The sequence below is a fragment of the Pseudomonas sp. FBCC-B1667 genome, assembly GCF_059133255.1.
In genome coordinates, this window is sequence record NZ_CP101437.1 from 2498849 (window position 1) to 2524606 (window position 25758).

Annotated in this window: 31 protein-coding genes and 1 pseudogene; 9 read left to right on the forward strand and 23 right to left on the reverse strand. The window is 55.9% G+C overall.

What is annotated here, in order from left to right; translation table 11 throughout:
* Window positions 1-210: 210 nt before the first annotated feature.
* The gene (locus tag NL116_RS11275) at window positions 211-2256 is read left to right on the forward strand and encodes a 2Fe-2S iron-sulfur cluster-binding protein (RefSeq protein ID WP_494378043.1); all 2046 of its coding nucleotides are present in this window, start codon (window positions 211-213) and stop codon (window positions 2254-2256) included.
* 19 nt (window positions 2257-2275) lie between these two features.
* Here the strand turns inward: NL116_RS11275 and grxC are convergent, their stop codons facing one another.
* From grxC to cynS, 4 genes are all read right to left on the reverse strand, one after another.
* Complete coding sequence (gene grxC, locus NL116_RS11280; RefSeq protein WP_494377209.1) at window positions 2276-2539, reverse strand: glutaredoxin 3; 264 nt, start codon at window positions 2537-2539, stop codon at window positions 2276-2278.
* Window positions 2540-2568: 29 nt separating this feature from the next.
* The gene (locus NL116_RS11285) at window positions 2569-3231 is read right to left on the reverse strand and encodes a carbonic anhydrase (RefSeq protein ID WP_494378044.1); all 663 of its coding nucleotides are present in this window, start codon (window positions 3229-3231) and stop codon (window positions 2569-2571) included.
* A 40-nt stretch (window positions 3232-3271) separates the two neighbouring features.
* The gene (locus NL116_RS11290; protein WP_494377210.1) at window positions 3272-3520 is read right to left on the reverse strand and encodes a DUF2790 domain-containing protein; all 249 of its coding nucleotides are present in this window, start codon (window positions 3518-3520) and stop codon (window positions 3272-3274) included.
* 104 nt (window positions 3521-3624) lie between these two features.
* Complete coding sequence (gene cynS / locus NL116_RS11295; protein ID WP_123434455.1) at window positions 3625-4092, reverse strand: cyanase; 468 nt, start codon at window positions 4090-4092, stop codon at window positions 3625-3627.
* A 158-nt stretch (window positions 4093-4250) separates the two neighbouring features.
* Here cynS and NL116_RS11300 point away from each other — a divergent pair, with 158 nt between their 5' ends.
* Window positions 4251-4808: a cupin domain-containing protein gene (locus NL116_RS11300; RefSeq protein ID WP_494377211.1), complete on the forward strand. Its 558-nt coding sequence runs from the start codon at window positions 4251-4253 to the stop codon at window positions 4806-4808.
* Window positions 4809-4925: 117 nt separating this feature from the next.
* Here the strand turns inward: NL116_RS11300 and NL116_RS11305 are convergent, their stop codons facing one another.
* The 15 genes and pseudogenes from NL116_RS11305 to NL116_RS11375 all read right to left on the reverse strand — a co-directional run bounded on the left by NL116_RS11305 (window position 4926) and on the right by NL116_RS11375 (window position 16670).
* Window positions 4926-5402, reverse strand: a complete 477-nt coding sequence (locus NL116_RS11305; protein WP_494377212.1) for a nuclear transport factor 2 family protein — start codon at window positions 5400-5402, stop codon at window positions 4926-4928.
* Window positions 5403-5452: 50 nt separating this feature from the next.
* Window positions 5453-5924: pseudogene (locus NL116_RS11310) on the reverse strand (carbonic anhydrase).
* Between the two features lie 655 nt (window positions 5925-6579).
* Window positions 6580-7209 carry a LysE family translocator gene (locus NL116_RS11315; RefSeq protein ID WP_494378045.1) on the reverse strand — a complete coding sequence of 210 codons (630 nt, stop codon included), beginning with the start codon at window positions 7207-7209 and terminating at the stop codon, window positions 6580-6582.
* A 530-nt stretch (window positions 7210-7739) separates the two neighbouring features.
* On the reverse strand, window positions 7740-7862 hold the full coding sequence (locus NL116_RS11320) for a hypothetical protein (RefSeq protein WP_494377213.1): 123 nt from the start codon (window positions 7860-7862) through the stop codon (window positions 7740-7742).
* Window positions 7863-7962: 100 nt separating this feature from the next.
* Window positions 7963-8343: a hypothetical protein gene (locus tag NL116_RS11325; protein ID WP_494377214.1), complete on the reverse strand. Its 381-nt coding sequence runs from the start codon at window positions 8341-8343 to the stop codon at window positions 7963-7965.
* Window positions 8340-8702, reverse strand: a complete 363-nt coding sequence (locus NL116_RS11330; protein WP_494377215.1) for a P-II family nitrogen regulator — start codon at window positions 8700-8702, stop codon at window positions 8340-8342. The genes NL116_RS11325 and NL116_RS11330 overlap by 4 nt, the downstream gene beginning before the upstream one ends.
* Complete coding sequence (locus NL116_RS11335) at window positions 8699-10483, reverse strand: DUF1538 domain-containing protein (RefSeq protein WP_494377216.1); 1785 nt, start codon at window positions 10481-10483, stop codon at window positions 8699-8701. The genes NL116_RS11330 and NL116_RS11335 overlap by 4 nt, the downstream gene beginning before the upstream one ends.
* A gap of 83 nt (window positions 10484-10566) precedes the next feature.
* Entirely contained in the window at window positions 10567-11034 is a 468-nt protein-coding gene (locus tag NL116_RS11340; protein ID WP_494378046.1) for a response regulator, read from the reverse strand.
* 75 nt (window positions 11035-11109) lie between these two features.
* Window positions 11110-11610: an outer membrane beta-barrel protein gene (locus tag NL116_RS11345; protein ID WP_494377217.1), complete on the reverse strand. Its 501-nt coding sequence runs from the start codon at window positions 11608-11610 to the stop codon at window positions 11110-11112.
* Window positions 11611-11905: 295 nt separating this feature from the next.
* A complete protein-coding gene (locus NL116_RS11350; RefSeq protein WP_494377218.1) occupies window positions 11906-12868 on the reverse strand; it encodes a helix-turn-helix domain-containing protein in 963 nt (320 codons plus the stop codon).
* Window positions 12865-13236, reverse strand: coding sequence for a hypothetical protein (locus NL116_RS11355; protein WP_494377219.1), 372 nt, complete (start codon window positions 13234-13236; stop codon window positions 12865-12867). Before NL116_RS11355 ends, NL116_RS11350 begins: the two co-directional genes overlap by 4 nt.
* Window positions 13237-13820: 584 nt before the next feature.
* Window positions 13821-14300, reverse strand: a complete 480-nt coding sequence (locus NL116_RS11360; protein WP_494377220.1) for a hypothetical protein — start codon at window positions 14298-14300, stop codon at window positions 13821-13823.
* The gene (locus NL116_RS11365) at window positions 14297-15121 is read right to left on the reverse strand and encodes a winged helix-turn-helix domain-containing protein (RefSeq protein ID WP_494377221.1); all 825 of its coding nucleotides are present in this window, start codon (window positions 15119-15121) and stop codon (window positions 14297-14299) included. The genes NL116_RS11360 and NL116_RS11365 overlap by 4 nt, the downstream gene beginning before the upstream one ends.
* A gap of 303 nt (window positions 15122-15424) precedes the next feature.
* Entirely contained in the window at window positions 15425-15886 is a 462-nt protein-coding gene (locus tag NL116_RS11370; protein WP_494377222.1) for a hypothetical protein, read from the reverse strand.
* Window positions 15887-15989: 103 nt separating this feature from the next.
* On the reverse strand, window positions 15990-16670 hold the full coding sequence (locus NL116_RS11375; protein WP_494377223.1) for a DUF3313 domain-containing protein: 681 nt from the start codon (window positions 16668-16670) through the stop codon (window positions 15990-15992).
* A 285-nt stretch (window positions 16671-16955) separates the two neighbouring features.
* Here NL116_RS11375 and NL116_RS11380 point away from each other — a divergent pair, with 285 nt between their 5' ends.
* From NL116_RS11380 to NL116_RS11410, 7 genes are all read left to right on the forward strand, one after another.
* Window positions 16956-17936: a quinone oxidoreductase family protein gene (locus NL116_RS11380; RefSeq protein ID WP_494377224.1), complete on the forward strand. Its 981-nt coding sequence runs from the start codon at window positions 16956-16958 to the stop codon at window positions 17934-17936.
* 13 nt (window positions 17937-17949) lie between these two features.
* Complete coding sequence (locus NL116_RS11385) at window positions 17950-18798, forward strand: TauD/TfdA dioxygenase family protein (RefSeq protein WP_494377225.1); 849 nt, start codon at window positions 17950-17952, stop codon at window positions 18796-18798.
* A gap of 83 nt (window positions 18799-18881) precedes the next feature.
* Complete coding sequence (locus NL116_RS11390; RefSeq protein ID WP_494377226.1) at window positions 18882-19934, forward strand: beta-keto acid cleavage family enzyme; 1053 nt, start codon at window positions 18882-18884, stop codon at window positions 19932-19934.
* A gap of 91 nt (window positions 19935-20025) precedes the next feature.
* On the forward strand, window positions 20026-21357 hold the full coding sequence (locus NL116_RS11395) for an MFS transporter (RefSeq protein ID WP_494377227.1): 1332 nt from the start codon (window positions 20026-20028) through the stop codon (window positions 21355-21357).
* Window positions 21354-22016 (forward strand): DsbA family oxidoreductase, encoded by a 663-nt coding sequence (locus NL116_RS11400; protein WP_494377228.1) that lies wholly within the window; start codon window positions 21354-21356, stop codon window positions 22014-22016. Before NL116_RS11395 ends, NL116_RS11400 begins: the two co-directional genes overlap by 4 nt.
* On the forward strand, window positions 22013-22339 hold the full coding sequence (locus NL116_RS11405; RefSeq protein WP_494377229.1) for a Rieske (2Fe-2S) protein: 327 nt from the start codon (window positions 22013-22015) through the stop codon (window positions 22337-22339). The genes NL116_RS11400 and NL116_RS11405 overlap by 4 nt, the downstream gene beginning before the upstream one ends.
* Window positions 22336-23346, forward strand: coding sequence for a YeiH family protein (locus NL116_RS11410; protein ID WP_494377230.1), 1011 nt, complete (start codon window positions 22336-22338; stop codon window positions 23344-23346). The genes NL116_RS11405 and NL116_RS11410 overlap by 4 nt, the downstream gene beginning before the upstream one ends.
* A gap of 147 nt (window positions 23347-23493) precedes the next feature.
* Here NL116_RS11410 and NL116_RS11415 read toward each other — a convergent pair whose 3' ends face one another.
* The 4 genes from NL116_RS11415 to NL116_RS11430 all read right to left on the reverse strand — a co-directional run bounded on the left by NL116_RS11415 (window position 23494) and on the right by NL116_RS11430 (window position 25513).
* Window positions 23494-24024 (reverse strand): DUF2931 family protein, encoded by a 531-nt coding sequence (locus tag NL116_RS11415; protein ID WP_494377231.1) that lies wholly within the window; start codon window positions 24022-24024, stop codon window positions 23494-23496.
* Between the two features lie 74 nt (window positions 24025-24098).
* Complete coding sequence (locus NL116_RS11420; protein WP_494377232.1) at window positions 24099-24614, reverse strand: T6SS phospholipase effector Tle1-like catalytic domain-containing protein; 516 nt, start codon at window positions 24612-24614, stop codon at window positions 24099-24101.
* Window positions 24611-24967, reverse strand: a complete 357-nt coding sequence (locus NL116_RS11425; protein ID WP_494377233.1) for a hypothetical protein — start codon at window positions 24965-24967, stop codon at window positions 24611-24613. Before NL116_RS11425 ends, NL116_RS11420 begins: the two co-directional genes overlap by 4 nt.
* Window positions 24968-25153: 186 nt before the next feature.
* The gene (locus tag NL116_RS11430; RefSeq protein WP_494377234.1) at window positions 25154-25513 is read right to left on the reverse strand and encodes a DUF6124 family protein; all 360 of its coding nucleotides are present in this window, start codon (window positions 25511-25513) and stop codon (window positions 25154-25156) included.
* Window positions 25514-25758 lie beyond the last annotated feature (245 nt).

Here is a 25758-nt window from a genome sequence, read left to right on the forward strand (position 1 = left end):
AGTGAGTGTGTTAGCTCAAAGGCCCTTTCAAGCCTTCGAGCCCGCGAAGTATTTGCAGGCCGTGGGCGTGCGAAACGTTGAGTTGATGATCACCGGTAAGCGCGAGTTTGACCCGCCGCCGAGAAACATCTTTCCTCGCTGAACGGCGAGTGAAATGCACCTGTTTACGAATGTGAATACGTAGAGGTGATCATGAGTCAGACAGACGGGCTGGGGGAATCACCCTGGCATGCAGGCGAACGGCAGTTGCAAGAAAGTGTTGGCGTCGCGCAGGTCATGGAGGCAAACGGGCGCAGGGTCGTACGCGACTTTATGCCAGACCAACATCGACTGTTCTATAGCCAACTCCCTTATTTGATTTTGGGGGCTGTCGATGAGAACGGCACTCCTTGGGCAACACTTGTTGAAGGCTCCCCAGGCTTTGCCCATTCTCCCGATCCGCGTGTGCTTCAAATCGACTGCCTGCCTGCGGACGGTGACCCGGTTAAGTCGGGACTGAAAAAGGGGGACGCTGTCGGGGTATTGGGTATCGACCTGAAGACTCGAAGGCGAAATCGTATGAATGGCAACATCAGCACCGCCTCGCCTGGCGGTTTTGCCATTTCTGTCGTTCACAGTTTCGGTAATTGCCCGCAGTACATCCAACTACGCAGTGTCGAGCCCGTCAGTCTGGGGCACGTTTCCCACAACACCGTCGCCGAGCATCTCAATGAACTTGATGAGGCCGCAAAGGAGACGATCAACAAGGCTGATACGTTTTTTGTTGCGAGCTACCTGGACCAGGACGGCAAGCGTTCAGTGGATGTTTCTCACAGGGGAGGCAACCCGGGCTTCGTCAGAATTGAAGGCAACGTTCTGACGATTCCCGATTTCGCTGGCAACCTGCACTTCAATACCTTGGGCAATTTTTTACTCAATCCACGCGCTGGGCTAGTGTTCATCGATTTTGAAACTGGCGATGTACTGCAAGTCGCTGGACGCACCGAAATCATTCTCGACAGCCCGGAGATCGGGGCATTCCAGGGAGCAGAACGGCTATGGACGCTGACTGTTGAACAGGTGGTTCGACGTCACGCGGTTTTGGCGCTACGTTGGCAGTTTGAGGGCTTTTCACCCAACAGTCTGATGACGGGTAGTTGGGAGCAAACCGCGGGACGTTTGCAGGCTGATGCCTTACGCGACAAATGGCGGCAATTACGGGTAACCCGCATTGTTGATGAAAGCAGTTCAATTCGATCCTTTTACTTTGAACCTGACGATGGTGCAGGCTTGCCGCGCTTTGAGGCTGGCCAGCACTTGCCGGTGCGTATTTGCGTGGCCGAAGGCGAGCCACCTTTGGTCAGAACTTACAGTTTGTCGGGCGCACCCTCCGACAGTTTTTTCCGCATCAGCGTCAAGCGTGACGGGGTGGTTTCGTCGCATTTGCATGACCGCGTTCAGGTAGGCGATCTGATTGAGGCCCGTGCACCGCAGGGGCGTTTCACCGTTCATGCCGATGAGCATCGGCCCTTGGTGCTCTTGGCAGCAGGGGTCGGAATAACGCCCATGCTCTCGATGCTACGTGAGGTGATCTATCAAGGGGAGCGTATCCGGCGCACACGTCCCACTTGGTTTATTCAAAGTGCGCGCACTTTGTCTGAACTTGGGTTTCGTGACGAATTGTATGAATTGGCAGTTCGCGCCAAAGATAAAATCCGTGCCTTACGAGTACTCAGTCAACCAGAGCCTCATGCACGCGTAGGCGAACACTATGAAATGGCTGGACGCATCGACGTCGAGTTACTCAAGGCGTTGTTGCCCTTGGACGATTATGATTTTTACCTGTGTGGACCTGGGCCATTTACCCAGGCGCTGTATGACGGATTACGCGAATTGCGCATTGGCGATGATCGTATACACGCGGAGACTTTTGGCCCGTCGACGTTGGTCCGTCAGCGGGATCAATTGACTCCAGCAGTCGAGCAAGTGCCAGCGGCAAGCAGCCCGGTCAAAGTGTTGTTTGCAGGATCGTCTAAAGAGGCACGTTGGGAGCCAGGTGGCGGAAGCCTGCTGGAGTTAGCTGAAAGCCGTGGTCTGAATCCGGACTTTAGTTGTCGGGGTGGATCGTGCGGAACTTGCCGTACCAAACTGATCAGTGGGCAAGTGCACTATCTGAATTTGCCAGCTGAGATGCCGGCCGAAGGGGAAGTGCTGATTTGCTGCGCTGTACCTGCACAAGCCAAGGAGGGCGATGCCCCCCTTGTGCTGGATTTGTAATGTGGGTGCCATCGACCGCTCATCCCACCAAACGTGGGCTGAGCGCTTCGTCGATACCGCCTTCGCTTTCAAGTTGAGCCAGGTCGTCGAACCCGCCTATGTGGTGATTACCGAAAAAGATCTGTGGGACAGTGCGGCGCCCACTTCGGCTAACCATTTCATTCCTCACCGGTGCGGACTGTACGTCGATTTCGGTATAGCGAATGCCTTTGGCATTAAGCAGCTTCTTGGCAGCACGGCAGTAGGGGCAGGTGCTGGTGGTGTACACAGTGACTTCATGCATGTTGAGGACTCCGTAAATAGTTTTGGTGATCAAGCAACGGCTTTTGCAGGGCGGGCATGCACGGCAACGGTGGTCGGGTGCTTGGCCAGTGATTTGAACGTTTTGTTGTCGGCATCCAGCGCATCGACTGAACCGGTTCCGATGTCGTAAACCCAACCATGAAGATTCAGCAGACCCTTTTCCTGAGCCAGGCGCACGCTCGGATGAGTTTGAATATTGGCCAGCTGAGCGATGACGTTTTCCCGGACCATCGAACTCACCTTGGCGGCTTCATTTGCATGAGGGCGCGATTCGTTGATGACTTTCGCTGACTCGGAATGTTGCAACCAGCCAGCGACAGCGGGCAGGTGATCCATGCATTTGCACTTGGCAACAGCGGTCATGGCACCGCAATCGGAGTGACCGCAGATCACGATGTCGGTGACGCCGAGCACAGCGACTGCATATTCGACTGTTGCCGACACACCACCAGGATGCGGGCTGTAGGACGGCACGATGTTTCCGGCGTTACGGATCACGAACAGTTCGCCAGGTTCTTGCTGGGTCAGCAGTTCAGGTACAACGCGGCTATCGGAGCAAGTGATGAACAACGTACCTGGATGCTGGGTAGTGGCCAGGTGTTTGAACAGATCAGTCCGTTGTGGAAATGCGTCCTTTTGGAACTTCAGAAAACCGTCGATGAGCGCCTTCATAATGTGTACCTCTGATTGATTGCTAAGTGATGGATGACGATCAGTTGGTGCAGCCGGCACCGATCACGCTGTATTCCAGAATATGGGTACCACCGTGCGAATCTTTGTAAGTCATTTGCACTGGGGTTGGACCGCATACATCCGCCGCAGGGGAGATGTTGACTACCTTGGCGATATCCAGGTGCATGCCGTATGCGTAGGGAACGGCATCCGGCGTGACCACAGTTTCCTGTGCATAGGCTGACAGCGAGGCCGTCAGGGACAAGGCGAGAAACAGAATTTTTTTCATGACGAATCCTCCAGTCAAAGTTGGTGTTCAATAAGTTGGTTAAGTAAATTTTTTGAAGCAGGCCCGCAGTGGCTGCGGGCCGAATTACAGTTTCATTTGCATCCTTAGAAAGGACGCAGTGGCAGGAACTTGCCGTCGAGGGTGATCACTGCGCGGTGGCCGCCTTCTGGGTCTTCGACTTTTTTCATGTCCAGCTTGAAGTTGATCGCGCTGATGATGCCGTCGCCAAATTGCTCATGAACCAGGGACTTCAGGGTGGTGCCGTAGATCTGGATCATTTCGTAGAAGCGGTAAATGGTCGGATCAGTCGGGACGCCCGACAGGCTGCCGCGCAGCGGGATGACTTGCAGGCGGGCGACCGAGTCGGCGTCCAGGTCCAGTTTTTGGCCAATCACTTTCGCTGCGCTTTCTGGCAGTGGGTGTTGACCGAGCAGGGCTGCGGTGACATAAGCCAGGCCCAGGCCGGTGCCTTCCGCCAGGTCGGCAAAGGACAGACCTTTGTTGGCTTTTGCGTCCAGAATTTCGGCGGTCAGTTGCAGGCTGGTGTCGTTGTAAGCGTGAGACTGTTGCATGGTGGATCTCCTGTCGGGTGTCACTGAGTGGATGTTGCCGGGTGGATGTCGCTTGGGTGTGAAGCAATGTTCTGCCGATTCACCAATAGCGTCCAAGACCGATATCCAATGCAGCGCATAAGCAGGACCTATGCATTGTGGCTACGGAGGACATGAGCGTGAAAACGTCTGAGATGTTGCTGCTGGTACCCAATGGTTATCCCGTGTGGATCGACGTACCGCAGGCGACCACGGGAGGTGCGGGCACGGCGATGCGCTTTGTATTGCCGGTCAATGCCCACAATTTGCCGTTGATGCATCGCCATGAGACGAAACTGGTGGTGGCGCTCAGTGGCGCATTGGAAGTTCGTTCGGGTCGACAACGAATTGCGTTGCTCAAAGAAGGCGACGCGGTAAAGCTTCATGCCGGTACCGCGCACCGAATCCATCAGCAGGGTGCGTGCCCAAGCACGGTAGGAATTGTGTTGTGGCCTGGAGTGGTTGAATCGGCTTTCCGCGAGCTGGCTGACGCGGCTAAACACACCACTGTTCTACGTAGCGAGATGGTTGAGATACTTTCCCGCTATGGTGTTGTATGGACGACGGATGCTGTGAGAGAAGAACCTCAAACGCCAATCGTGCGTCCGCTCCAGGAGTGGTTCGCCGAACTGCCAGAGACCGTCGCGAAATTGCTGGCAGTCAAATGGGCGGCATTGGGGAACAACCTCGCACAGTAGTCTTTGCCTAGATCGGCTCAACCTCGATTCCCAGAGTTGCGGTGAGGTAAATACCAGATGCAGATCTGGCTACTGACGACGAAACGTCCCTGTTTACCTTGGTCGAGAAGGTGCAGATTAAAGACCCAAATCAGAAAGGCCAGGATGATCGTCAGGACGACGGCCGAGTGGCCAACGGAATTTTCGCTCTGACTCTTTGATTGGCATATCGTTGATGCAGGCAAAACGGTGCGCCATCAGACCGTTTTCAGCGAACTCCCAGTTTTCGTTACCGTAGGAGCGAAACCAATTACCCGAGTCGTCATGCCATTCATACGCGTACCGCACAGCGATGCGATTATCGGTGAACGCCCACAGTTCTTTGATCAGTCGATAATCCAGTTCCTTGTTCCATTTTCTGGTCAAGAACGCTGCGGCCTCCGCGCGATTTGTTGCGAAGTCGACACGATTTCGCCATTTGGTATCAGGCGTATAGGCGAGAGAAACCTTTTCCGCATCCCGTGTGTTCCAGCCATCTTCGGCAAGACGGACTTTGAGGATCGCCGTCTCACGAGTGAAAGGAGGTAGCGGTGGACGAGTGTCAGAGTCAGCCATGATTTTTACTCCCGATAGGTTTCCCAGGTGTCCGATAGCAGTTGCTGAGGTTATGCCTTTGTTTCAGGGAACTCTGCGAGTGACACGAACGTATTTGTCTTTCTGTCAAGCGTGTCAATTGACCCGGTTTCTATGTCATAGACCCAGCCATGCAGGTTCAATTTTGTTTGCTCTATAGCGAGCCTGACGCTTTTCACTTGAAACGGCGGTCATTGCCCCGCAATCGGAGTGCCCGCAGATGACGATATCTTCAACGCCAAGTACCGCAACCGCGTATTCGACAGAGGCCGTCACACCGCCAGGTTGTGGTCCACAGGACGGCACTATATTTCCAGCGTTACGAATAACGAATAGTTCTCCTGGCTCCTGCTGTGTCAGCAATTCCGGAATAACTCTACTGTCCGAACACGTTATAAATAAAACTTTTGGATTTTGAGTCGTGGCAAGGTATTTGAAGAGGTCGGTTCGCTCCGGAAATACTTCTTTTTGAAACTTGATGAAACCCTCGATGAGCGCTTTCATAGGCAAGTTCCGGTGTTTGGGGTGTGGGTGGATTTCGAAGGCCGATGGTAGATGGCTCGTTGAAGGCCGTCCAAGAATAAGAAGGAGTAACGATTCAATGGTTATATTGGATCAATCTAAAGTGCGTACAATTTTCTCTTGGCTGAACATGAAAGATAGAAGTCTCAACATATCCACAACCAAGTAAAGCAACAATAAGACATGGGTAGGCGCCATTGTTGATCAGGATATTAAGCAGCCGCCTTTGTCGGACTTAGTTCGAGTCATCGCTCTGGCTCCGTAATCAGGCACTACGACCCGCAAATCCGTGCCTTTGAGTAATGTTTTAAGCGCATTGTATTGTCGAACTGCGAGGACAACTTGACGTTGCCGCCCAAGAGATCCCAACGCTCGGTCCATGTAATCGGACGTTTCACCATTGACTGAACAGAAATATGCGGACGATTGCTGTACATCGTTGATGTCCAACACTCCTGCGTAAGCGTTTGCACTTAAACAATTGTTTTCATCAGTAACTTGTTCATGATGAAGTCCTCTGGGATCTTTGAAAATTGAGTATCTTTCCGGAGGAAAATAATCAGTCGCACTTGTCGACTGCCTGGAGAACTCGACCTTCAGGCAGGCGGCACGTCATCTTCTCCAGATGGGTGTTTCCTCAGCCTTGCTGAATGAACGCCAAACGCACAGCGAACCCGATTAGCAGCGTGCCGAATAGCCATTGCTGAATCCGCTGCGCCTTGGCATTTCGCTCCAACCAGCGACCTACCCACGCACTTGCCGTTGCATACACAGAATCGAAGGCAAGGCCCGTGATAACCAGCACCGCACCTAGCACTGCCAACTGCTCCCAAACCGAAGATCGATTGGGATCCAGGAACTGAGGCAGCAAAACCGAGCAGAACAATAGTGCCTTCGGGTTAAGCAAGTTGGTCAGTAGTCCACGCCGAACAGCCGCTCTCAAGGAGGGGGGTGTCAGATGGTTGTCTTCGGTTGCGCAAGAGCTTTCACCACTGGTTTTGAACATTTGTAGTCCAATCCAGAGTAGATAAGCAGCCCCTGCATATTTTACGACGTCGAACGTCCAAGGCAGGATTTTGAATAATGTTGCCAGTCCCATTGCAGTCAGTGCTACGTGGCAGGCTCGGGCAATGGCAAGACCCAAGGCTGTTGCCAGCGCCGCAGTTCGGCCCTGTCTCGCACCGGTTTGCAGGAGCAGGATCATATCGGGGCCAGGCATCAAAAAGATCATTGAGAGGGCTAAGAGATACAGCGCTAAATCTTCCATCTTGGAGCAGCTCGGTGACTGATTAGGGAGATGAAAGTGTAGGGCGCAGGGGTGGGGCAGGTGGTTGCGTAATGAGCTAAAAATACGCAAGGTTTTGGCAGCTAATGCTATTGATTGTTTATTTTTGGCTGTGCAATGCCAAATAATCGTCATTCACGCCATATGCCTCGGCTCTCCCACGGCCAACTGCGCGCAATAACTGCCAACGAGATATCCGCCCGAGATAACAACCTCTCTGGCGTTTCTGCGCTTGTGAATCTCGCACTCACAATGCATAGGTCCTGCTTATGCGCTGCATTGGATACCGGCCCGCGCTCCCTGCGCGGGCCATCATTCAATACTGACTAGAGAATCTTCACCCACGCTGATCCATCGTCTGGCGTGAACACCCTTGTTTGCCTGCGCCCAAGCCGGGCTTATAAACAAAAAGAAATGCTCCGCTGGTCTACGCTTGCGGGGCATTTCTCGTTTTAGTCACTGCGCCTCACTGAAGAAAATCTTAAAGCCCTGATCAGCATGCTTTCCAGCTTTCAGTGCGCAGTAAGATCACCGGTGAGGGTGCGCAACTCGCCGCGAAGGATGCCGAGCAACGTCCGTGCTAACAATCCGAGAATCACGACCGAAAAGGCTGCCGGCGATGGGGCGGTGCTCATGCCGTTACCTGTTCTCGCTGACGGGCTGTGGGCCTTATGTAGACCCATTGATCACAAGGCCAAGGGGCCGATTTGGAATCAAACCATCGCGTCCTACCCTTTATCTCCCCTCCTGCTCGTCCGTCACCCCCTCAGGCATCGCCACTGCAGTAGCGAAATTCAACCCCACCATATACATCAACCCTCTGCCAGGCTCGGACAGCCTGGCGTTCACACAGATAAAGTCGAACACCTCTTCTGCCTGAGTTACATCCACCACCACATTAACCACCCGGGTGAGAACCGCCTCCGGCACTTCGTCGGGGGGAGCTTTGGCAGCCTGTAAAACGGCCACTCCACGGCAATGAACGCTGTCCGCGCGCGTAATGCCATGTTTCTCTCGCAATAGCTGCAGCAGCCTGCGCTCCGTGCCATCGTCGGGCAACACGCAGGTAATGAGTTTTGCAGCCCCACCTGGTACTCCCGCGACCGCCAGACTCACGAGGCATTCTCCTGTTTCAGCATCTCGCGGGGAATGTAGGTCGCCACTTTTTCCACGGGGGTCGCATAAATCATTCCAGCACCGGGAACATTCAAATTGGCCGCGTGATAGATCGCCTCGAGTACCGCGTCCTGGTAGTCGGCAGCGACCAGCAGGCTCACCACTTCCTTCTCGGCATCGATGGCGATGCTGAGCAGGCCGAGACGCTCGCGAGGGCCAATCCCGTTGGCGTGGTAGACAATGGCGCCTGGCGCGCCCATGCCCTGGGCCGCACGGATTACAAGATCCGCGCGCCCGACGGGGACTATGCAGGTGATCAGTGCAACGTCAGTGAGGTAGGTAATTCCTTGCGCTTTCATCCTGCTTCTCCCGTGCCCATTAATTGCTTCGCAGGTTGTTCTGCGGCGGCCTTTGTCTGTCTCCACAACTGGAAACGCGCCCATTGTCCGAGGAGCATGACGCTGATGACCGGGCCGACGGAGGCCATGCAAAGAATGCCGAAACCTTCGACGGCGTTGGTCGCATTGCCCAGCCCCAGCCCCATCGCCAGAACGAGCGGAACGGTGATGGGCCCGGTGGTGACACCCGCGCTGTCCCAGGCCACGTTGACGAACTCTTCGGTTGAGAAAATCGTCAGTACCACCGCCAACAGGTAGGGCGGCACCACCAGCCAGACCAGTGGCAGGCCGAACACCAGCTTGGCCACACCCACGGCAATGCCGCAGGCGACACCTATCGATACCGCACGTATAAGGCTGCGCTTGCGGATAAAACCGTTAGTCAGCGTCTCGGCGGTAACGCCGAGCGCGTTCAGCGCGGGTTCGGCGACGGTCGCCCCGTACCCAAGCACCCAGGCGAACACGAGGGCCAATACCAACCCCACCTCATACCGGTAGAGCGGGGAATCGTCCGCACCCGGCGTCTGCATGAAGGCTGCCGGAATCAGCGAACCTGCGCTTCCTCCCAGCTTCGACAGACCGTAGGTCAGGCCGAGATTGAACAGGCACATGCCCACCACGGTCAGGGCGATGCCGAGGAAGATCTCGCCGCGCCGTGGCAGGCTTTGGCGCAGCAGCAGTCTCAGGACGATCAGCAGGAATATCACCAGTGGCACGATGGCCCGCAGCCCGGAAACGATCTCCAGTCCGGGGCTGACCGTGTGCCAGTCAGCCGTCGTTTGTCCGGCGATGGCCGCAGCCTGCGCTGCGGCGATGATGTCTGCCGGCGAAGAGATGGCCGACACGTACAGGCCCAGCAGCATGACGCCGATGACGGGAAACAATGAGGCGAGGGTGACAATACCGAACCCGGACAGCCCGGAACCGCCCTTGCCGGCAGCCGCCGCGATACCGATGCCCAACGCCAGCACCAGCGGGACAGTGACCGGTCCTGTGGTGACCGCGCCGGCATCCCAGGCCAGGCCGATAATCTTTGCCAGCTCAGGATCACTGCTCATGTACACGGTCAACAGCAGAACGGGCGCGAGTGATAAATAGATCAGCGGCTTCAGGCTCCAGCCGTAGAGGAAGCGAAGCGTGCCGATGACAGCGGCCAGGCCGACGCTGGCCCCCACCACCAGAACCAGTGCGCGGGTCCACTGATTGAGGATCGCCCAGAGGTAAGGCGCGCGCTCTGCAGAAACGTTCTGCCCGGCAGCGCGCAGCGCGCCAATGGCGGGCTCGGCGAACGTCACCCCGATACCCAGCAGCAGGGTCACCAGCAATACTACTGGCAGCGATAACTTGCGCGGAAGGTTGCTGCCGATGATTTCGCCGAACGGCATCAGGCCGAGTTTCAGGCCTTCCATGAACAGCATCAGCCCGACGATGACGGCGAACAGGCCGGCGGTGACAAGCAACGAGTCCTCGACCAACTGGCGCAGGATGATGATCTGAAACAACACCAGGTACAGGGCCAACGGCACCACGGCGCGAAGCTGCTCCATCAGACGGACATTGAGATAAGGCTTGAGGATGGCGGCGATTTCGCCTCCCTGTAATTTCACTGCTGTGTGAGGGGCGGCCCGCCAGTGGCCATCGGCATCGCGAACCGGTGCGGATACCAGTTCGCGCATGGGTATTTCGCGGCGACCCGCTCCGATCTTATGCAAGTATTCGGCGTAGCGAATGGTGTCTTTCATAGAGTCATCTGTCGAGGTTGATCTGCGGGTGTTCGACCATCAAGCGGTCTCGTATCGCTCTTTCCCTGATCGCCATTGAGTAATCAGCGTAGCAGTGATCCCTTCAAGGTTTTGAGGCCCAGTTCCAACTGAACCAGGTTGATCAGCTCGTATGCATCAATAGGCTTCAACAGAAAATCGACCACATTCAAATGCATGGCCTCAATGGCGTCTCGAACCTCTGCATCTCCGGAAACGATCACAACGGGCAGATCCGCCCACTCCGACTTGCGGATCTCGCGAATCAACGTCAAGCCACCCAGCGGATGCATATGCAAGTCTGTGATCACCATCCCGATCGAACTGTCGATTTCCAACAAACACAAAGCCTCTGCGACGCTGTCAGCTGTCACGCAGGCGATGCCATTGACCTGAAGGATTTCGGCCAGCAACTCGCGTGTGGCATCGTCGTCATCGACGATCAAGGCTGTTTGAAGTGGCAAATCCGGGCCCTGGACGGCGGCGTTGATTGCCGCTCGCTCGGCGTCACTTAAAAGTTCGTAGTCAATCATCGGCTTCTTGGTAAGGAAGAGGGTTTCGAGGATTTGAATTGAGCGACCCACACGGCCGCTCAATGCAAGTGCGTATTACCAGAGGATGTAAGCAGAGGCCGTTGTTTGATTCAGATCGATTTCGCCGACTTGCAGAACTTCATATTCGGCACGGATACCAATGTTGCGAAATACATCAAATTCCACGCCGGCACCGTAAGTCAGGTCAACGCCAGTGTCGTCATCGCTGGCATTACCGTCAGCATCCCAAGCATGAGCACCGACACTGCCGAACACTCGCACGCGATCGCCTATAGGAAATCCAATATGGGCTGCGGCCTGAACTGACTTGCCATCGAAATCAAGATCCTTGTCCTCGAATTGGCCGAGATCAACAAAGGCGCCTTCGAACGCCAGATAACTGTTTAGACGATAGCCTGCATAAACCTTATAACTGGTGTCGTCATCGCTCAGCTGGGATTTGTCGGTTTCAATGCTGCTGACGCCAGCGCCAAGATACAAACCTTTGTCATCTGCGAGTGCCTGAAAAGACAGTAACGAAAGCAGCGAAACGAAGCCAAGGTTTCGAAATAACATGTGAGGTGAAGTCCTTCTACAGATTGTCGGTGGTGAGGTGAACGCTAAGAATTTGGCGGGGCGCGATGGTTGATAGAAATCAATGATTGATATTTGATGTGCGTTATAAGCCGTCAATCAGCCAGGCTAACGCGACACCACCTAAATACGCAGCCAGGCAAAAGAAGATCTTTTGTTTGAGCGGTAATGAATTCAATCGATAGCGCATGCTTGTCCCCTCGAGTGAGAAATAAGCAAGGTTGGCCATTGGATGTGGCGAAGAAAAATTAATGATTGTTATTTTTGGATCTGGCGCTTATCGACGCTGGAGCTTTGTTGAGTGGCGCCGGGCGGTTTCCGAGGGCACTTCCCCATAAGCATCGTGGTACGCCTTGGAAAACCTGCTCAGGTGATGGAAGTTCCAATACATAGCCGTTTCGGTGACTGTTGGCCAGGTGTTGCGGATCAAGTCTCGGCGAACATTAGCAAGCCTTACATTTCTAATGTAGGCAATTGGCGTCACGCCGAACGTTTCGACGAAACCATGGTGCAAGGTGCGAGTCGTCGTTCTGAGTTGTTTGACCAGCGCTTTCATGCACAACGCTTTTTTTGCATTGCCGTGAATGTATTCAATGGCTTCTATCGCGACTCTTCTTCTGGTCGGGGTTTTAAGCGCGGAGCGTCCAACCGGCGTCAGAGCCCGCAGCAATGAAGTCAGCAGTGCACTTTCAATACCTGACGCTTTCGAGCTGTCACGCTGTTTTGAAGAAGGGGTTTTGATGTCGATTGCGTAAGCGCTGATCGCTTGAATGGCAGCTTGTATCGATTTGAAATTGGCCACCTGAAAGCGCTGTTCCTTTCGATTGGCCAGTACGTCGATCGCGGGATGATTGTCCAGGCACTGGGCATAGTGTTCCAGCGTCGTGGTCAGGGTAAACAGCGTTTCATTCGGCTCGCAGGTGTAATGCACAGGTTCATCGCTATGCAGCGCGATGATTTCGTTGGGGCGCAATTCATGATCATTGACGATGGGGCGTCCAACGGACGTCCGTGAAATGGCAAAGCTGACACAGCCATGAGGCACAGAGCTGATCAGAGTGACAGCCGAATCAAACTCCAGCCGACTGCATTGCACTCTGGGGCTATGCATGAGCTTGTGCTGTCGAATGTTCGCCTCATGTTCTGATGTCATGAGGTTTATCTCCCATCGGCCAATGGTGATATTGGCGTTGTCCGCAGGAGTAGCGGTTACATGAAAGACTTCATCAGGGATGTTCATGGGATTGAAGGCTCTTCAGCAAAATGGACGGCGCCAGGCAGTGCCGGCATAAGCTCCAGCGCCGCGGAAAAAACGTACGCGTCACTCAGGGGGGTATCCACCAGGCTCTGAAGTTTACACGGCGCTATTTTTGACCCAAAAATGGCCGATGTTTCACTGGCCGGGCCGATGGCGGCGGCATCAAAGGCAAAATAATCTTCGACTCGATAATCTGTGCAAATCTTGTAACGAGCGTGTTCATCGTCGAGCGTCTTCTTGTTGCTTTCAACACGCGTCATCTCGGCACTGTAAACTTGCTTGTCATAGGCCATGGCCTTGAGAGAAAGCAATACACCAAACGAAACGGTTGCGAAGTTTTTTAGCTGCATTGACGTGCTTTCCTTGTTAGTGATTATTCAGTCAGGGCCTGGTGCCAGCCGCATGATGCTCACGGCTCGGCCTGTGGATGATCACGCACCGGCGATGCTGATTAAAGTCAAAAACTCATATTGCCCAAGGTCAGGCAGTCAAGCGAAAAGCAATGACTATAGTGGGATCAGAGAAGGGGCGTCGTTGATAACGTGTTGTGGCGGAGAAGGTAAGGAATTGTCATTTGCCCCTTCGTCGTCCTGAGACTCATTCTCGGAGTAAATCTGCAGGTGCGATATTTTTAGTTTTTCATTCGGACTCAATTCTATTAAATAGAAATCGATCTCGGTGCTGCCGTTGGAGTATTCATCGTGTGCCACTGAATGAAACGGCAATGCGGCTAGAGACAGGACTGCCAGCAACTGGGTCATCATCGGTATGACGGCTCGCAAAAATGTATGTTTTCGGGTAAGCCTGGAGCCGTTGTGCGCTGAGCGACAACTGATACGGCTCCGGAACGCTAGAGGAGGGACTTTGAAGGGGGAGAACGGCTGATACAAATTAGTAATTATTATTTTTATTGTTTGACCTGGTTTCAGCAGACTCAGTGATTCATGCAGCGCAGACGGCCAAGATCGTGCACGTAAAAACACACGGTGCTTTTGTCATTGGTAGGGATGAGCTCGTAGTTCAGCACGGCACCTTCTTGCAGAACATATTGGCGTCGGAAAAAAAGATCAGGCGTTTTTTCAATGGCAAACAGTTCGGAGTCCTGGCTAAGTTTGACATTGCTTATTTTTATCTGAACGTGATGTTTGCTTTCGCGAATGATGTCCGCGGTAATAGTGGCGTTACGAATTTTTCCGTTCAGGCTTTCCAGAGTGGTTTGCGTCAGTCGAGCATGCCCGATGGTCAGATACTCTTCGGTATTGAGCTGGTTCAAATCTTCCAGCCATTGACGGGTGATGGTTTGATAACTGGTATTTTCCATGTAATAGGACGGCGAATAAAACAGGGAGAAAATACAAACGGCATTGATGATTGCAAGCACTGTCCAGTGCGCAATGGGCGGAATTGACTTCATAGGGTTGTCTCCAGACATTGCCGGATCATCAATGCGAGGTCTTTTTGATCGCTATTCAGTTGAAGATTTACGGTGCTTTCATCTGGCCGAACGCATGAAACGGAGTAGTTTGATTTAAACAGATTCAGCCAAACCTGACCTTTCAAGTTCAGCGAAGCCTGTTGAACCTGTCTAGCCGAAAGATCCCTCAGCGATTCAGCTTCAGCGACGCTATTGCCTACTGCATGGATCGTCAGGTCGTTCTGTTTGAGGCTGGAGACTTCTACTTTCCGTGTGTCGAAATCGGAGTGGAAACCGGCAAATGCGCAGACGCCCAAGGTCAGGACATAAGCGACTGACAGGGCCTTGGTCATGTAAGTCGATTGTGTGGTTTTGCCAGAAGGTGGCGGGACAGGCTCATCTTCGGCTGGCGCAACAAGCTCTTCAATAACGGGCGCAGAAGGTGGCATGGCTTGCTCTTCTGGTGCGAGCAAGTCTGTCTGTGCATCGACGACATACTGACGGTTGAAACAATAACCTCGTCGAGGAACCGTCATCAGAATCTCATGATCCCGACTGTCATTAAGCAGGTTTCTAAGGGAAAAAACGGCCTGATTCAAACTGCCGGAGGCGACGACGCGGTCATTCCAGGTGTAGTCGATGATCTCATCACGGCTCTTGGTCTGGCCGGGCTCCATCAGCAGCAGGTCCAGGAGACGGGATTCAGCCCGGCCAATCGTGGAACTTTGAACATCGCCATGCAGCGTCGTGATGGAAAGCAAGGCGGTATCGGGGTCGAAAAGGACCATGGCACCATTTTTCAACTTGAAGGCGTAGCGCATGGGAATCCTCCGTTCAGGCGGTTCTGGCTAAGTATAGAGACGGTTCGAATGAGCCGGATTTGACGTGAACATTCTTGTCAGGGAGCTGAACGGCTACAAGCGGACAAGCGCGGAAGGTGCGGAGGGAGCCATTAGCGAAGGCCGGTGTCAGCGCATAAAAAGCATCACTGGAATCAAGGAATGGTTACCCACGAGGTTTCTATCGAGGGCAGTGATGATGCTCGATACGGGTCTTCGGCGCTATCCGAAAACTGCGAGGCGGGTTTTTCAGGCAGGCCAGCGCTCCCTCAAGGAGCGCCTAAATCAAGGCAAAACGTTGTAGCCACGCTGTTGCAGACAACTGCTGTACACGGAGTTGTTGGCGGTAATGCTTTGGTCGGTGGCGGCAGCGTCCTGACGGCGCTCCTGGCGTTGTCGTGAGCCCCCGATCACCACGCCGGCCGCGGCGGCGCTGCGCGCATTGTTCTGGCGATAGTCTTGCTTGATATCGTCGTCGACCTGGTCGTAGAGGTTGTCATGTTGCCGGCCTCGAACCTCCGCAGCAGTGGCTCCGACGGCCGCGGCTTTGGTCGCGCCTTTTACCCGACCACCCGATGGCGTTGTGTTCTGTATCGGGAATTGCGCATTGGCCTGTGATTGGCAGGCGCTGGTGTCTTGCTGGATCGTCTGGGAAGTTTGGCTCTTCAGTGGTACCACCGTCACCGCCAATGCCTGCGCACTGGCGAGCAATACCAGGATCGATAAGGTAAACATCAGTATTTTCATCAAGCCGGACTCTCGTAAACGTCGTTGCATAGCCTGACGCTTTGTACAGGCCAGAGGCTGAAACCCCACGCACGTCTGCTCGCAATGGGGTATGCCGCGGTGCTTACTGCTTGGTCAGGAGTGCATGCATGTCATTCGTCATGTCTTTGAGTGCGGCCTTGAAGTCATTGGCCGCGATAGGCTGGCTGGCGTTTTTCAATGTCGCGCCGAACACCTTGCGTACCACCTTGGCAACTGCCAAACCCGTGTTGGCATCGATCAGATCGGCTTCAATAAACAACTCTGCGGTCTGATCGCGATGACCGGTAGCGGCTTGAGTGGCGCCGATAATCCCGCCGATTGGAACGGCCTCATACCAATGCATACCTTCGTTGTTGGCACTGACATGGGTAATCGCCGCCTGCAAGATCAATGTCCGCGAAGTGGCCGGTGCTTGTTTTGCATTCGAGACCACGGTGTAGGAAGGGGCAAGGGCTGTCTTGATGCTGTTGCTGGCCATCGTTTGTACGTCTTGCAGGGTTTTCAGGTTGACGCGCTCGGTTGGCTTCGGCGCGGGATACAGCTCTACTTCCTTGAACACGACAGTGGTATAGGCATGAGGATCAAACCCGGGTGAGACCCAGCGCAGGACTTTCTGTTCGCTTGGCGTCGTTTGCTCTTCCAGTCCCTGATAGTTAGCCAGAAAGCCCGAATACTGCTCCTGCTGCGCCACTTTCGAGACGCAGCCGACCTGAAACACGCAGCTCAAGGCGATACCCGCTATCCATTTATTCGACATGCTCATGTGTTCTGTTCTCAAGTGATGAAAGTTGTCATTAAGGTTCCGACAAGGCGGGGCAGATGCTGCCCGCAATGGCTGGATAATCCGAATCAATAACCCTTAAAAACTATTAAACGTGGCCGCCAGTCCGTATCCGGTCTCACGCTCAAAAACTTCCCTCGCGCTCGTGTCATGAAATGAAAAGCCATTGTCGTCTGATGAGAAGCGGTTCCCCAGGCGGCGTCCTACAGTCCAATCAGCGCAATTCGACGCAGCAAGCCAACATTGCAGATTGGAGAATAAGAAATCATGGCCAAAGCCGTCCGCTTCTACGAAACCGGTGGTCCCGAAGTCCTTCGCTATGAAGACGTGGAAGTCGGCGATCCCGGTCTAGGCCAGGTTCGTCTTCGTCATGTGGCGGTTGGCTTGAACTATGCCGACACCTATTTTCGCAATGGCACCTATCCGATCCCTATGCCCAACGGAATGGGGGTTGAGGCGTCCGGTGTGGTTCAGGCTATCGGCGAAGGCGTGACCAATGTCCAAGTGGGGGACCGCGTCACTTACACCGGTTTTCTCAATACCTTGGGTGCCTACAGCACCGAGCGTCTGATCGCGGCGGCACCGCTGATCAAGTTGCCGGAAACCATCAGTTTCGAAACCGCCGCCGCCATGACCATGCGCGGCCTGACTTCGTCGTACCTGATGCGCCGCATCTACGACTTCAAGGCGGGTGACACTATTTTGCTGCACGCCGCTGCCGGTGGTGTCGGCCTGATCGTTTCGCAGTGGGCCAAGTTGCTCGGCGTGAACGTCATTGGCACCGTGTCCACCGAGGCCAAGGGTGAAATTGCCCGGGCTCACGGTTGCACCGAGGTCATCAATTACAGCCATGAAGACGTCGCCCAGCGCGTTCGTGAAATGACCGACGGCGTGGGTGTCAACGTCGTGTTCGACAGTGTTGGCAAAACCACCTTCGAGGGCTCGCTGGATTCGCTCAAGCGTCGTGGCTTGATGGTCTGTGTCGGGACTGCATCCGGTCCGATTCCGCCGTTCAATCCAGCGCTGCTGGCGATGAAAGGCTCGCTGTACATGACGCGCCCGGCCTTGGCTGACTACATCGCCGATCCGGCGGAAAAAGCCGAGCTGGCCGGCGAGTTGTTCGACCATGTCGGCAGCGGTCGGATCAAGATCGAAATCAACCAGCACTACGCCTTGCAAGACGCTGTTCAGGCCCATCGCGACCTGGAGTCACGCAAGACCACTGGTTCCTCGATTTTCGTCATTTAAGGAGTTGCCAGCCATGAAAGTCGAACAATTGACCTGCAGCATTGGCGCCGAACTGATCGGCGTCAACCTCGCCGACGCGGTGCATGACGGCGGTCTGTTTGCCGAGATTCGTGCCCAGTTGCTCAAGCACCGGGTGGTGTTCCTGCGCGATCAGGACATCAGCCGCGCCGACCACGTGGCCTTCGCCCGTCGCTTCGGCGAGCTGGAGGACCATCCGGTGGCCGGCAGCGACCCGGATCACCCGGGGCTGGTGCGCATCTACAAGAATCCGGACCAGCCAATGGACCGCTACGAGAACGCCTGGCACACCGACGCCACCTGGCGCGAAGCCCCGCCGATGGGCTGTGTGCTGCGTTGCGTAGAGTGCCCGCCGGTGGGTGGCGACACCATGTGGGCCAACATGGTCCAGGCCTATGCGAACTTGCCGGAAGACGTAAAGGTGAAGATCGCCGACCTGCGTGCCCGTCACAGTATCGAAGCGAGCTTCGGTGCTGCCATGCCGATTGAAAAACGCCTGGCGCTCAAGGCGATGTACCCGGACGCCGAACACCCTGTGGTTCGCATCCATCCGGAAACCGGTGAGAAGGTGCTGTTCGTCAACGCGTTTACCACCCACTTCAGCAACTACCACACCCCTGAGCGGGTGCGCTTCGGCCAGGACGCCAATCCTGGCGCCGGCGAGTTACTGCGTTACCTGATCAGCCAGGCGTATATCCCCGAGTATCAGGTTCGCTGGCGCTGGAAGCCGAACAGCATCGCCATCTGGGACAACCGCAGTACCCAGCATTACGCGGTCATGGATTACCCGCCGTGCCATCGCAAGATGGAACGCGCCGGGATTATTGGCGACAAGACGTTCTGACCGACCCTCTCTGAATTCGAACTTGTAGACACGCCTGCCAGGCATGACCGGCAGGCGGACAATCATAAAAACTGGAGTAACTCATGCAATTCTTCGACGATTCCCTGCACCCGGAAAACATGGAAAAAGTGGTCATCACCGTGGCCCCTTACGGCCCTGAGTGGATGCCGGAAGATTTCCCGGAAGACATCCCGCTGACCATGGACGAGCAAGTCCAGAAGGCTGTCGAGTGCTATGAAGCCGGCGCTACCGTGCTGCACCTGCACGTACGCGAACTGGACGGCAAGGGTTCCAAGCGCCTGTCCAAGTTCAACGAATTGATTGCCGGCGTACGTGAAGCGGTGCCGGACATGATTATCCAGGTCGGCGGTTCGATTTCCTTCGCACCGGAAAGCGATGGCGAAGCCGCGCTGTGGTTGTCCGACGATACCCGCCACATGCTGGCCGAGCTGACGCCAAAACCGGATCAGGTCACGGTGGCGATCAACACCACCCAGATGAACATCATGGAACTGCTGTATCCGGAATACCTGGAAGGCACATCCCTGGCCAACCCTGCGTATCAGGCTGCCTACAGCGAAATGACCGTACCGGCCGGCCCGTCCTGGGTTATCGAGCACCTCAAGCGTCTGATGGACAACGACATCCAGCCGCACTTCCAGCTGACCGGCATGCACTCTTTGGAAACGCTGCAGCGAATGGTGCGCAAGGGTCTCTACAAAGGTCCGTTGAATCTGACCTGGATCGGCATCGGCGGCGGTTTCGATGGTCCTAATCCGTTCAACTTTTTCAACTTCATCCACCGCGTGCCGGACGGCTGCACCCTGACCTCCGAGTCGCTGCTCAAGAACGTACTGCCGTTCAACACCATGGCGATGGCCATGGGCATGCACCCGCGTGTGGGTAACGAAGACACTATCATTGATCACAAGGGCGATCGTTTTGGCTCGGTGGCACAGATCAAGCAAACCGTGCGCATCGCGCATGAACTGGGTCGCGAAATCGCTACCGGTAAAGAAGCCCGCGAGATTTATCGCATCGGTGTGAAGTACGACACTATCGAGGAAACCCTGTTGGCCAACGGCATGGCCCCCAACCGCAAGGCTGGGCAAAAAGGTGTGCCGCAACGCGGCTGACCGACAGCGGGAGCGAGGGGGGTAGACCCCTCGCTCGCTGCAGTGAAACACGCTCGATAACAACAATAAAATAATGTTTCGAGGAGGCTGCATGGCCTTTCACCCAATCGCCGCTGACGATGACGACACCAGTGGTGTCGGCGTTGCGCGTACATATGCCTGGATCGTCTTCGCACTGACGTTCGGCCTGTTGATTTCCGATTACATGTCCCGCCAAGTGCTGAACGCGGTATTCCCGATGCTCAAGGGCGAGTGGGCGCTGACTGACGGCCAGCTCGGTTTGCTCAGCGGCGTGGTGGCCTTGATGGTCGGCCTGCTGACGTTTCCGCTGTCGTTGATGGCTGACCGCTTCGGCCGGGTTAAAAGCCTGGCGCTGATGGCACTGCTGTGGAGTCTGGCCACGCTGGGTTGCGCGCTGGCGCAGGACTACCAACAAATGTTTATCGCCCGCTTCATGGTGGGCGTCGGTGAGGCTGCCTATGGCAGCGTCGGTATTGCCGTGGTGATTTCGGTGTTTCCGAAACACATGCGGGCTACCCTGGCCAGTGCCTTTATGGCGGGCGGGATGTTCGGCTCGGTGTTGGGCATGGCCCTGGGCGGCGCTATCGCGGCCAAGCTGGGCTGGCGCTGGTCCTTTGCCGGCATGGCCTTGTTTGGTCTGCTGCTGGCGGTGCTTTACCCGATCATCGTCAAGGAAGCGCGCATTGCACCGCAGCGCGCCGCCGAGGCGGGCAAAAAAGTCGCCGCGGTGGTCAAGCGCCCATTGCGCACGTTGTGCTCCAGCCCTTCGGTGATCGCGGCTTACATCGGCAGTGGCTTGCAACTGTTCGTGGGGGGCACCGTGATTGTGTGGATGCCCAGCTACCTCAATCGCTATTACGACATGGCGCCGGACAAGGCGGGTGGCGTCGCGGCGATCATCGTCCTGTGCAGCGGCGCCGGGATGATCCTGTGCGGCATGCTCAGCGATCGACTGTGTCGCGAGTCGCCCGAGCGCAAGGTCGCACTGGCCATCGCTTATTGCCTGGGCAGTTGCCTGTTGCTGTCGGCGGCGTTCGCCTTGCCGCCGGGACCCTCCCAATTGCTGTTGATTGGCCTGGGCATGTTGATTGCCGCGGGCACAACCGGCCCGGCCGGGGCGATGGTTGCCAACCTGACCCACTATTCGGTGCACGGCACGGCGTTTGCCACGCTGACGCTGGCCAACAACTTGCTTGGCCTCGCGCCGGGGCCGTTCATCACCGGCAAGGTGTCCGACCTGATTGGCTTGCAAGCGGCCTTCCAGCTGGTACCGCTGGTAAGCATCGCGGCAGCGGCGGTGTTCTTTTTTGCCAAGTGCCATTACCACAAGGATATCGCCCGGTTGGCGGGTGAGCGTGTCAATGATTCTGTCAGTGAAGCTGCGGTAGAGGTGAAGGTGTGAGTGTTCGTTTACGTATCGATGTGTTTTTCGATTTCATCTGCCCTTGGTGCTTGATCGGAAAACGCCAACTGGAACGCGCACAAGCGTTGTTGCATTCGCAGCAGCCGGATGTGCTGGTGACCACGGTGTGGCACGGGGTGCAGTTGTTGCCTCACCTGCCGGTAAAGGGCGAGCCGTTCGCCAAGTTCTACCTCAACCGTCTGGGCAGTGCCGAAGCGGTCGCCATGCGTCAGGCCCAGGTGCAGCAGGCGGCGAAAGCGGTCGGGGTAGACGTCGACTTGAGTCGCATCACCACCATGCCCAACACCGCGGACGCCCACCGTCTGTTGGCGCATGCCAATTCGCGGGGTAGCACGGCTCAGCGTGAACAGTTGCTTGAGCGCCTGTTCGCTGCGTACTTCCAGAACGGCGAGGATCTTGGTCGCCGCGAGACGTTGATTGCCATCGCGCAGTCGTGCGGTTACGACGCTGACGCGGTGAGGGATTACCTGAAAGATGAATCAGGTCCCTTTGTCGGAAATGAAGTCGGGGCCTCCAGCGGTGTGCCGAGTTTTCTGTTCGACCGCCAATTAACGCTGGTCGGCGCGCAGCCTGCCGAGGCGATTCTGGGCGTCATGCATGAAGCCTTGGAGCGCCAACGCGTGCGGACGCCGTCATGACGCGTCGTGTCCCGCTGCCTGCCGCAAAACTCCCGCAGGCGGGCGGTCGTGCACTGTTCGAATTCGAGAACAAAAGCCTGGCGTTGTTCAACGTCGACGGCGAGGTGTTTGCCATTGATGACAGTTGCCCGCATCAGGGCGCTTCGCTGTGCGGCGGGCGTCTGGAGGGCAGGGTGATTCAATGTTGCGCCCATGGCCTGCGCTTCGATCTGCGCAGTGGTTACTTGCTCAATTCCACACAGCTCAAGGTCAACAATTATCTGGTCGACGTCATCGACGGCCAGGCTTTTATCGTTATTGCTTCTGAGGAGTCCGCGCCATGAGCGCCATCGCTCTCACCCGAATCCATAGCCGAACACGTGAACTGGCACCGGGGTTTATCGTCAGTCTGATCGTGGCGGCAGCCGCTTCGTTTTTGTCCGAGCACTACGGTGCACCGGTGATGCTGTTTGCCTTGCTGCTGGGCATGGCGCTGAACTTCCTGGCCGGGGAGGGCGTGTGCAAGGCCGGCATCGAATTTACTGCGCGCACCGTGTTGCGCATCGGCGTGGCCCTGCTGGGCATGCGCATTACCCTTGAGCAGATTGCCGGTCTGGGCTGGAAGCCAGTTGCGCTGGTGGTGACGCTGGTGGTGGTGACCATTGGCGTTTCGGTGATTGCGGCCAAGATGCTGGGTTTTCAGCGTTTGTTCGGCATGCTCACCGGTGGCGCGACCGCGATCTGTGGCGCTTCGGCGGCGCTGGCGCTGGCGGCCGCCTTGCCCAATCATCCGCAGAAAGAACGCGCCACACTGTTTACCGTCATTGGCGTGTCAGCCCTTTCGACGATGGCGATGATTGTTTATCCAATGATTGCCAACTGGTTGTCATTGTCACCGCAAATGGCGGGTATTTTCCTCGGCGCCACCATCCACGATGTGGCCCAGGTGGTCGGCGCCGGTTACAGCATGTCGACCGAAACGGGCGACACGGCCACGGTGGTCAAGCTGATGCGAGTCGCCATGCTCCTGCCGGTGATCGTCTGTGCGGCCATGGTCACGCGCATGCAAGGCGCCGAAACGGGCGGCAAGCGACCGCCGCTGCTGCCGTGGTTCGCCGTCGGTTTTCTGCTGCTGGCGTGCATCAACAGCACGGGATGGATAGCGCCCGTCGTGCAAGGCACGGTCAATGACCTGTCGCGTTGGTGCCTGGTGGTGTCCATCAGTGCCCTGGGCATGAAGACTCAGCTCAAGGAACTGGCCTCCGTTGGCATCAAGCCGATCCTCCTGATGGTGGGGGAGACGGTGTTCCTCGTCGTTTTGGTGCTGCTGTTGCTGCGCTGGGGATTCTGAACCCGATCAACATCCGTTTTATGGCAGGGCCGCACGGGGTTTGACTCCTCAGCGCTGTGCGGCTCTCGGTCGGTGTCACAAACGCCGGCTTTTCGCGGTGACTGTATACGCAGTCGCCGCTTTTTTCGTTGGTTCGAAAACACTTCATTACCAACTGCCATAGGGGATGCCGAAACGTTCGATATAGCGTTGGGAGGAGTCTTTGATCTTCCAGGCGTAACGCCCTTCGTTTTTGCCGAGATAAGGACCAAGAGGCTCGATGCCGACTTGCCCTCGGTCGACTTTATGGGCGCGCAAGCAGTCGTCCGAGACCCAGACCTGAATGATGCCGCCCGGCGCCAGTCCCACATTCAGGGCTGCGCTCGGGTTGGCGGTGAACTGAGGGGTTTCGTGGCAGCGCTGGGCCGTTGAGTTACGCATGATGTCGCGGGTGGAATCGGAGATATCGACCCAGCCGGCGTAGGTCTTGCGTTCGACTATCGATTGCCAGCGCACGAAGATGCGTTTTGGCAGGGTGGCCCCCGTGACCGACTTTCCCGCTCCGCCGATGCCTACCCAGCCTCGTGCGGTTTCAGTTCCATCGTCATGATCACTTCTTGCGGCTGCACCCGATGCGACAGCGTAAAACATCTGACCTTTGATGTCTTCGACTGCCGAGGTTTCCACCCAAACGGTCATGTGTGCGGGCTCGGTGAAGCCAATCCCCCGCGTGCCACCAGTTGCACAACATTGGGAAAGAAACGCGGCATCAACTACAACTTGACCCCGGGGGCTGCCGGGCTGCGCACATAGCCCAGGTTCCTCAGGCCGCCCACAGACGCGACAGTGTCGAACAGGCCAATAAATCCGGTGGTGACCCCTTCGCCAAAGCCCTTGCCGAAACCTTGGGTGAACAGGCTATCCGGTTGGTCCAGGGAGTCTTTGAGCGGGCTATTGGTTCTATTTAGGCACAAGCAAGCGAAATGTCGGGCGGCAGCCGCACCACGGCTGAAGCCGAACACGTCGAAGGTCAACGCGCCTATTTGGATGTTTGGGTAGAGTCCATGAAAGGCACGCAACCGTTGTTTGATTTGACCGAATGCCTGAAATACTCGTGCTTCGATACCCGTTTCACCGCGCCCAAACGCCATGCCCAATAAACTGTCTGGCTCGCCAGCCGATGTTCCAATTCCATCGATATAAACGTTGTCGAATGCCAATTTCTTCTGAAGAATTTCTTGTGCTGTCGACTCCAAGTACAAGTCATGCAACCGCTTAACATTCGTCACTTCCCCTCCATAACGACTGTCAGGGTCTTGCATGTACGGCTTGCAACCCCCATCCATATCCTGCACGGACACCGGATGATGAGCGCCGCACTTTTGTCCCATCTCGACATTGAACGGTTGTTGCCAGTGCCATCGAAAAACACCCCGATACGCAGAGTGATCTTCACCCGCGAAGCTTCCTCGCGTGCTTCCTTGTCTTCCCAGGCCGTATTGAGCGCTTCCTCCATTGCTCGTTGTCGGGCCATTGCTTCGTCGTATTTACGTTGTTCCGCTGCCTGGTCCGGTCGCGGTCCTCGTCTGTGGCGCAGGCTGCGGCAAATAGCACATTGGCAACTCCCATAGCCATTTTTCATGGATGCATCCCTCGAGCGCAAAACCCTTCCCTGGGCGCCAAATCAAATGATTGGTTTCAGGGAAAAACGATGCGCTGTGGGGGATGGGCGACGCTGCCAGTCGCCGCCTGATTACTTGTAGGATCGGGATGGGATGCTTGAAGCCTGGAACTGTCAGAAAAGGCTTCAGGCAATGAACAGTGGCGGTTACACGGGTGGCTCAATGTGGTCGAGCACCCGGATCGCCGTGATTTCCGCCACCATGATGCTGTTGGAAATCCCCAGCAGGGCGTGACGCGACTCACCCTCCAAATGATCGACCAAGTGATGGACCATCACATCGATCGCAGCCAGTGTTTCGACCAAAAACACTCCCAGGGTTTCTGCCGTCGCCTCCGGGTTCACGGCAAACAGCTTGCTGGGTTTGCGCGCGGCGGCTTTGATGTCGGCATTCGACGAGAAGTGGAAGTTGAGCGCGCGCTCGGCGGCCTCATTGAGTTTTTTTGAATCGGGTTCGCATGGGGAAACCGGATCGGTGTCTGGTGGGTTGGGCGTTACCTTGAACATGGTGAAACTCCTAGAGAAATGGAGCTGCCACGATTCGCTGCGAAACGAAAATAAGGTGGCAACTGTACGCGGGTTCGCAGACCAGGACTCTAGGAACCCGGCAGACCCGAAGGTCTCCCACGCACAGCCGCCATGACATGAGAGACAGACCTGAAAAAGCATCTGCTCATGGACGGTAGACGTTGTGCGTCTAGAGATTTCCCAGGCTGCGAAACCCGATCACTGATGGGCAGTGACACGAATCA

Coding starts and splice junctions, on each gene's coding strand:
- grxC (WP_494377209.1), bottom strand. CDS start 2,539: ATGCATGAAGTCACTGTGTACACCACCAGCACCTGCCCCTACTGCCGT.
- NL116_RS11285 (WP_494378044.1), bottom strand. CDS start 3,231: ATGAAGGCGCTCATCGACGGTTTTCTGAAGTTCCAAAAGGACGCATTT.
- NL116_RS11290 (WP_494377210.1), bottom strand. CDS start 3,520: ATGAAAAAAATTCTGTTTCTCGCCTTGTCCCTGACGGCCTCGCTGTCA.
- cynS (WP_123434455.1), bottom strand. CDS start 4,092: ATGCAACAGTCTCACGCTTACAACGACACCAGCCTGCAACTGACCGCC.
- NL116_RS11305 (WP_494377212.1), bottom strand. CDS start 5,402: ATGGCTGACTCTGACACTCGTCCACCGCTACCTCCTTTCACTCGTGAG.
- NL116_RS11315 (WP_494378045.1), bottom strand. CDS start 7,209: ATGGAAGATTTAGCGCTGTATCTCTTAGCCCTCTCAATGATCTTTTTG.
- NL116_RS11320 (WP_494377213.1), bottom strand. CDS start 7,862: ATGAGCACCGCCCCATCGCCGGCAGCCTTTTCGGTCGTGATTCTCGGA.
- NL116_RS11330 (WP_494377215.1), bottom strand. CDS start 8,702: ATGAAAGCGCAAGGAATTACCTACCTCACTGACGTTGCACTGATCACC.
- NL116_RS11335 (WP_494377216.1), bottom strand. CDS start 10,483: ATGAAAGACACCATTCGCTACGCCGAATACTTGCATAAGATCGGAGCG.
- NL116_RS11340 (WP_494378046.1), bottom strand. CDS start 11,034: ATGATTGACTACGAACTTTTAAGTGACGCCGAGCGAGCGGCAATCAAC.
- NL116_RS11345 (WP_494377217.1), bottom strand. CDS start 11,610: ATGTTATTTCGAAACCTTGGCTTCGTTTCGCTGCTTTCGTTACTGTCT.
- NL116_RS11350 (WP_494377218.1), bottom strand. CDS start 12,868: ATGAACATCCCTGATGAAGTCTTTCATGTAACCGCTACTCCTGCGGAC.
- NL116_RS11355 (WP_494377219.1), bottom strand. CDS start 13,236: ATGCAGCTAAAAAACTTCGCAACCGTTTCGTTTGGTGTATTGCTTTCT.
- NL116_RS11360 (WP_494377220.1), bottom strand. CDS start 14,300: ATGAAGTCAATTCCGCCCATTGCGCACTGGACAGTGCTTGCAATCATC.
- NL116_RS11365 (WP_494377221.1), bottom strand. CDS start 15,121: ATGCGCTACGCCTTCAAGTTGAAAAATGGTGCCATGGTCCTTTTCGAC.
- NL116_RS11370 (WP_494377222.1), bottom strand. CDS start 15,886: ATGAAAATACTGATGTTTACCTTATCGATCCTGGTATTGCTCGCCAGT.
- NL116_RS11375 (WP_494377223.1), bottom strand. CDS start 16,670: ATGAGCATGTCGAATAAATGGATAGCGGGTATCGCCTTGAGCTGCGTG.
- NL116_RS11380 (WP_494377224.1), top strand. CDS start 16,956: ATGGCCAAAGCCGTCCGCTTCTACGAAACCGGTGGTCCCGAAGTCCTT.
- NL116_RS11385 (WP_494377225.1), top strand. CDS start 17,950: ATGAAAGTCGAACAATTGACCTGCAGCATTGGCGCCGAACTGATCGGC.
- NL116_RS11390 (WP_494377226.1), top strand. CDS start 18,882: ATGCAATTCTTCGACGATTCCCTGCACCCGGAAAACATGGAAAAAGTG.
- NL116_RS11395 (WP_494377227.1), top strand. CDS start 20,026: ATGGCCTTTCACCCAATCGCCGCTGACGATGACGACACCAGTGGTGTC.
- NL116_RS11405 (WP_494377229.1), top strand. CDS start 22,013: ATGACGCGTCGTGTCCCGCTGCCTGCCGCAAAACTCCCGCAGGCGGGC.
- NL116_RS11410 (WP_494377230.1), top strand. CDS start 22,336: ATGAGCGCCATCGCTCTCACCCGAATCCATAGCCGAACACGTGAACTG.
- NL116_RS11415 (WP_494377231.1), bottom strand. CDS start 24,024: ATGACCGTTTGGGTGGAAACCTCGGCAGTCGAAGACATCAAAGGTCAG.
- NL116_RS11425 (WP_494377233.1), bottom strand. CDS start 24,967: ATGAAAAATGGCTATGGGAGTTGCCAATGTGCTATTTGCCGCAGCCTG.
- NL116_RS11430 (WP_494377234.1), bottom strand. CDS start 25,513: ATGTTCAAGGTAACGCCCAACCCACCAGACACCGATCCGGTTTCCCCA.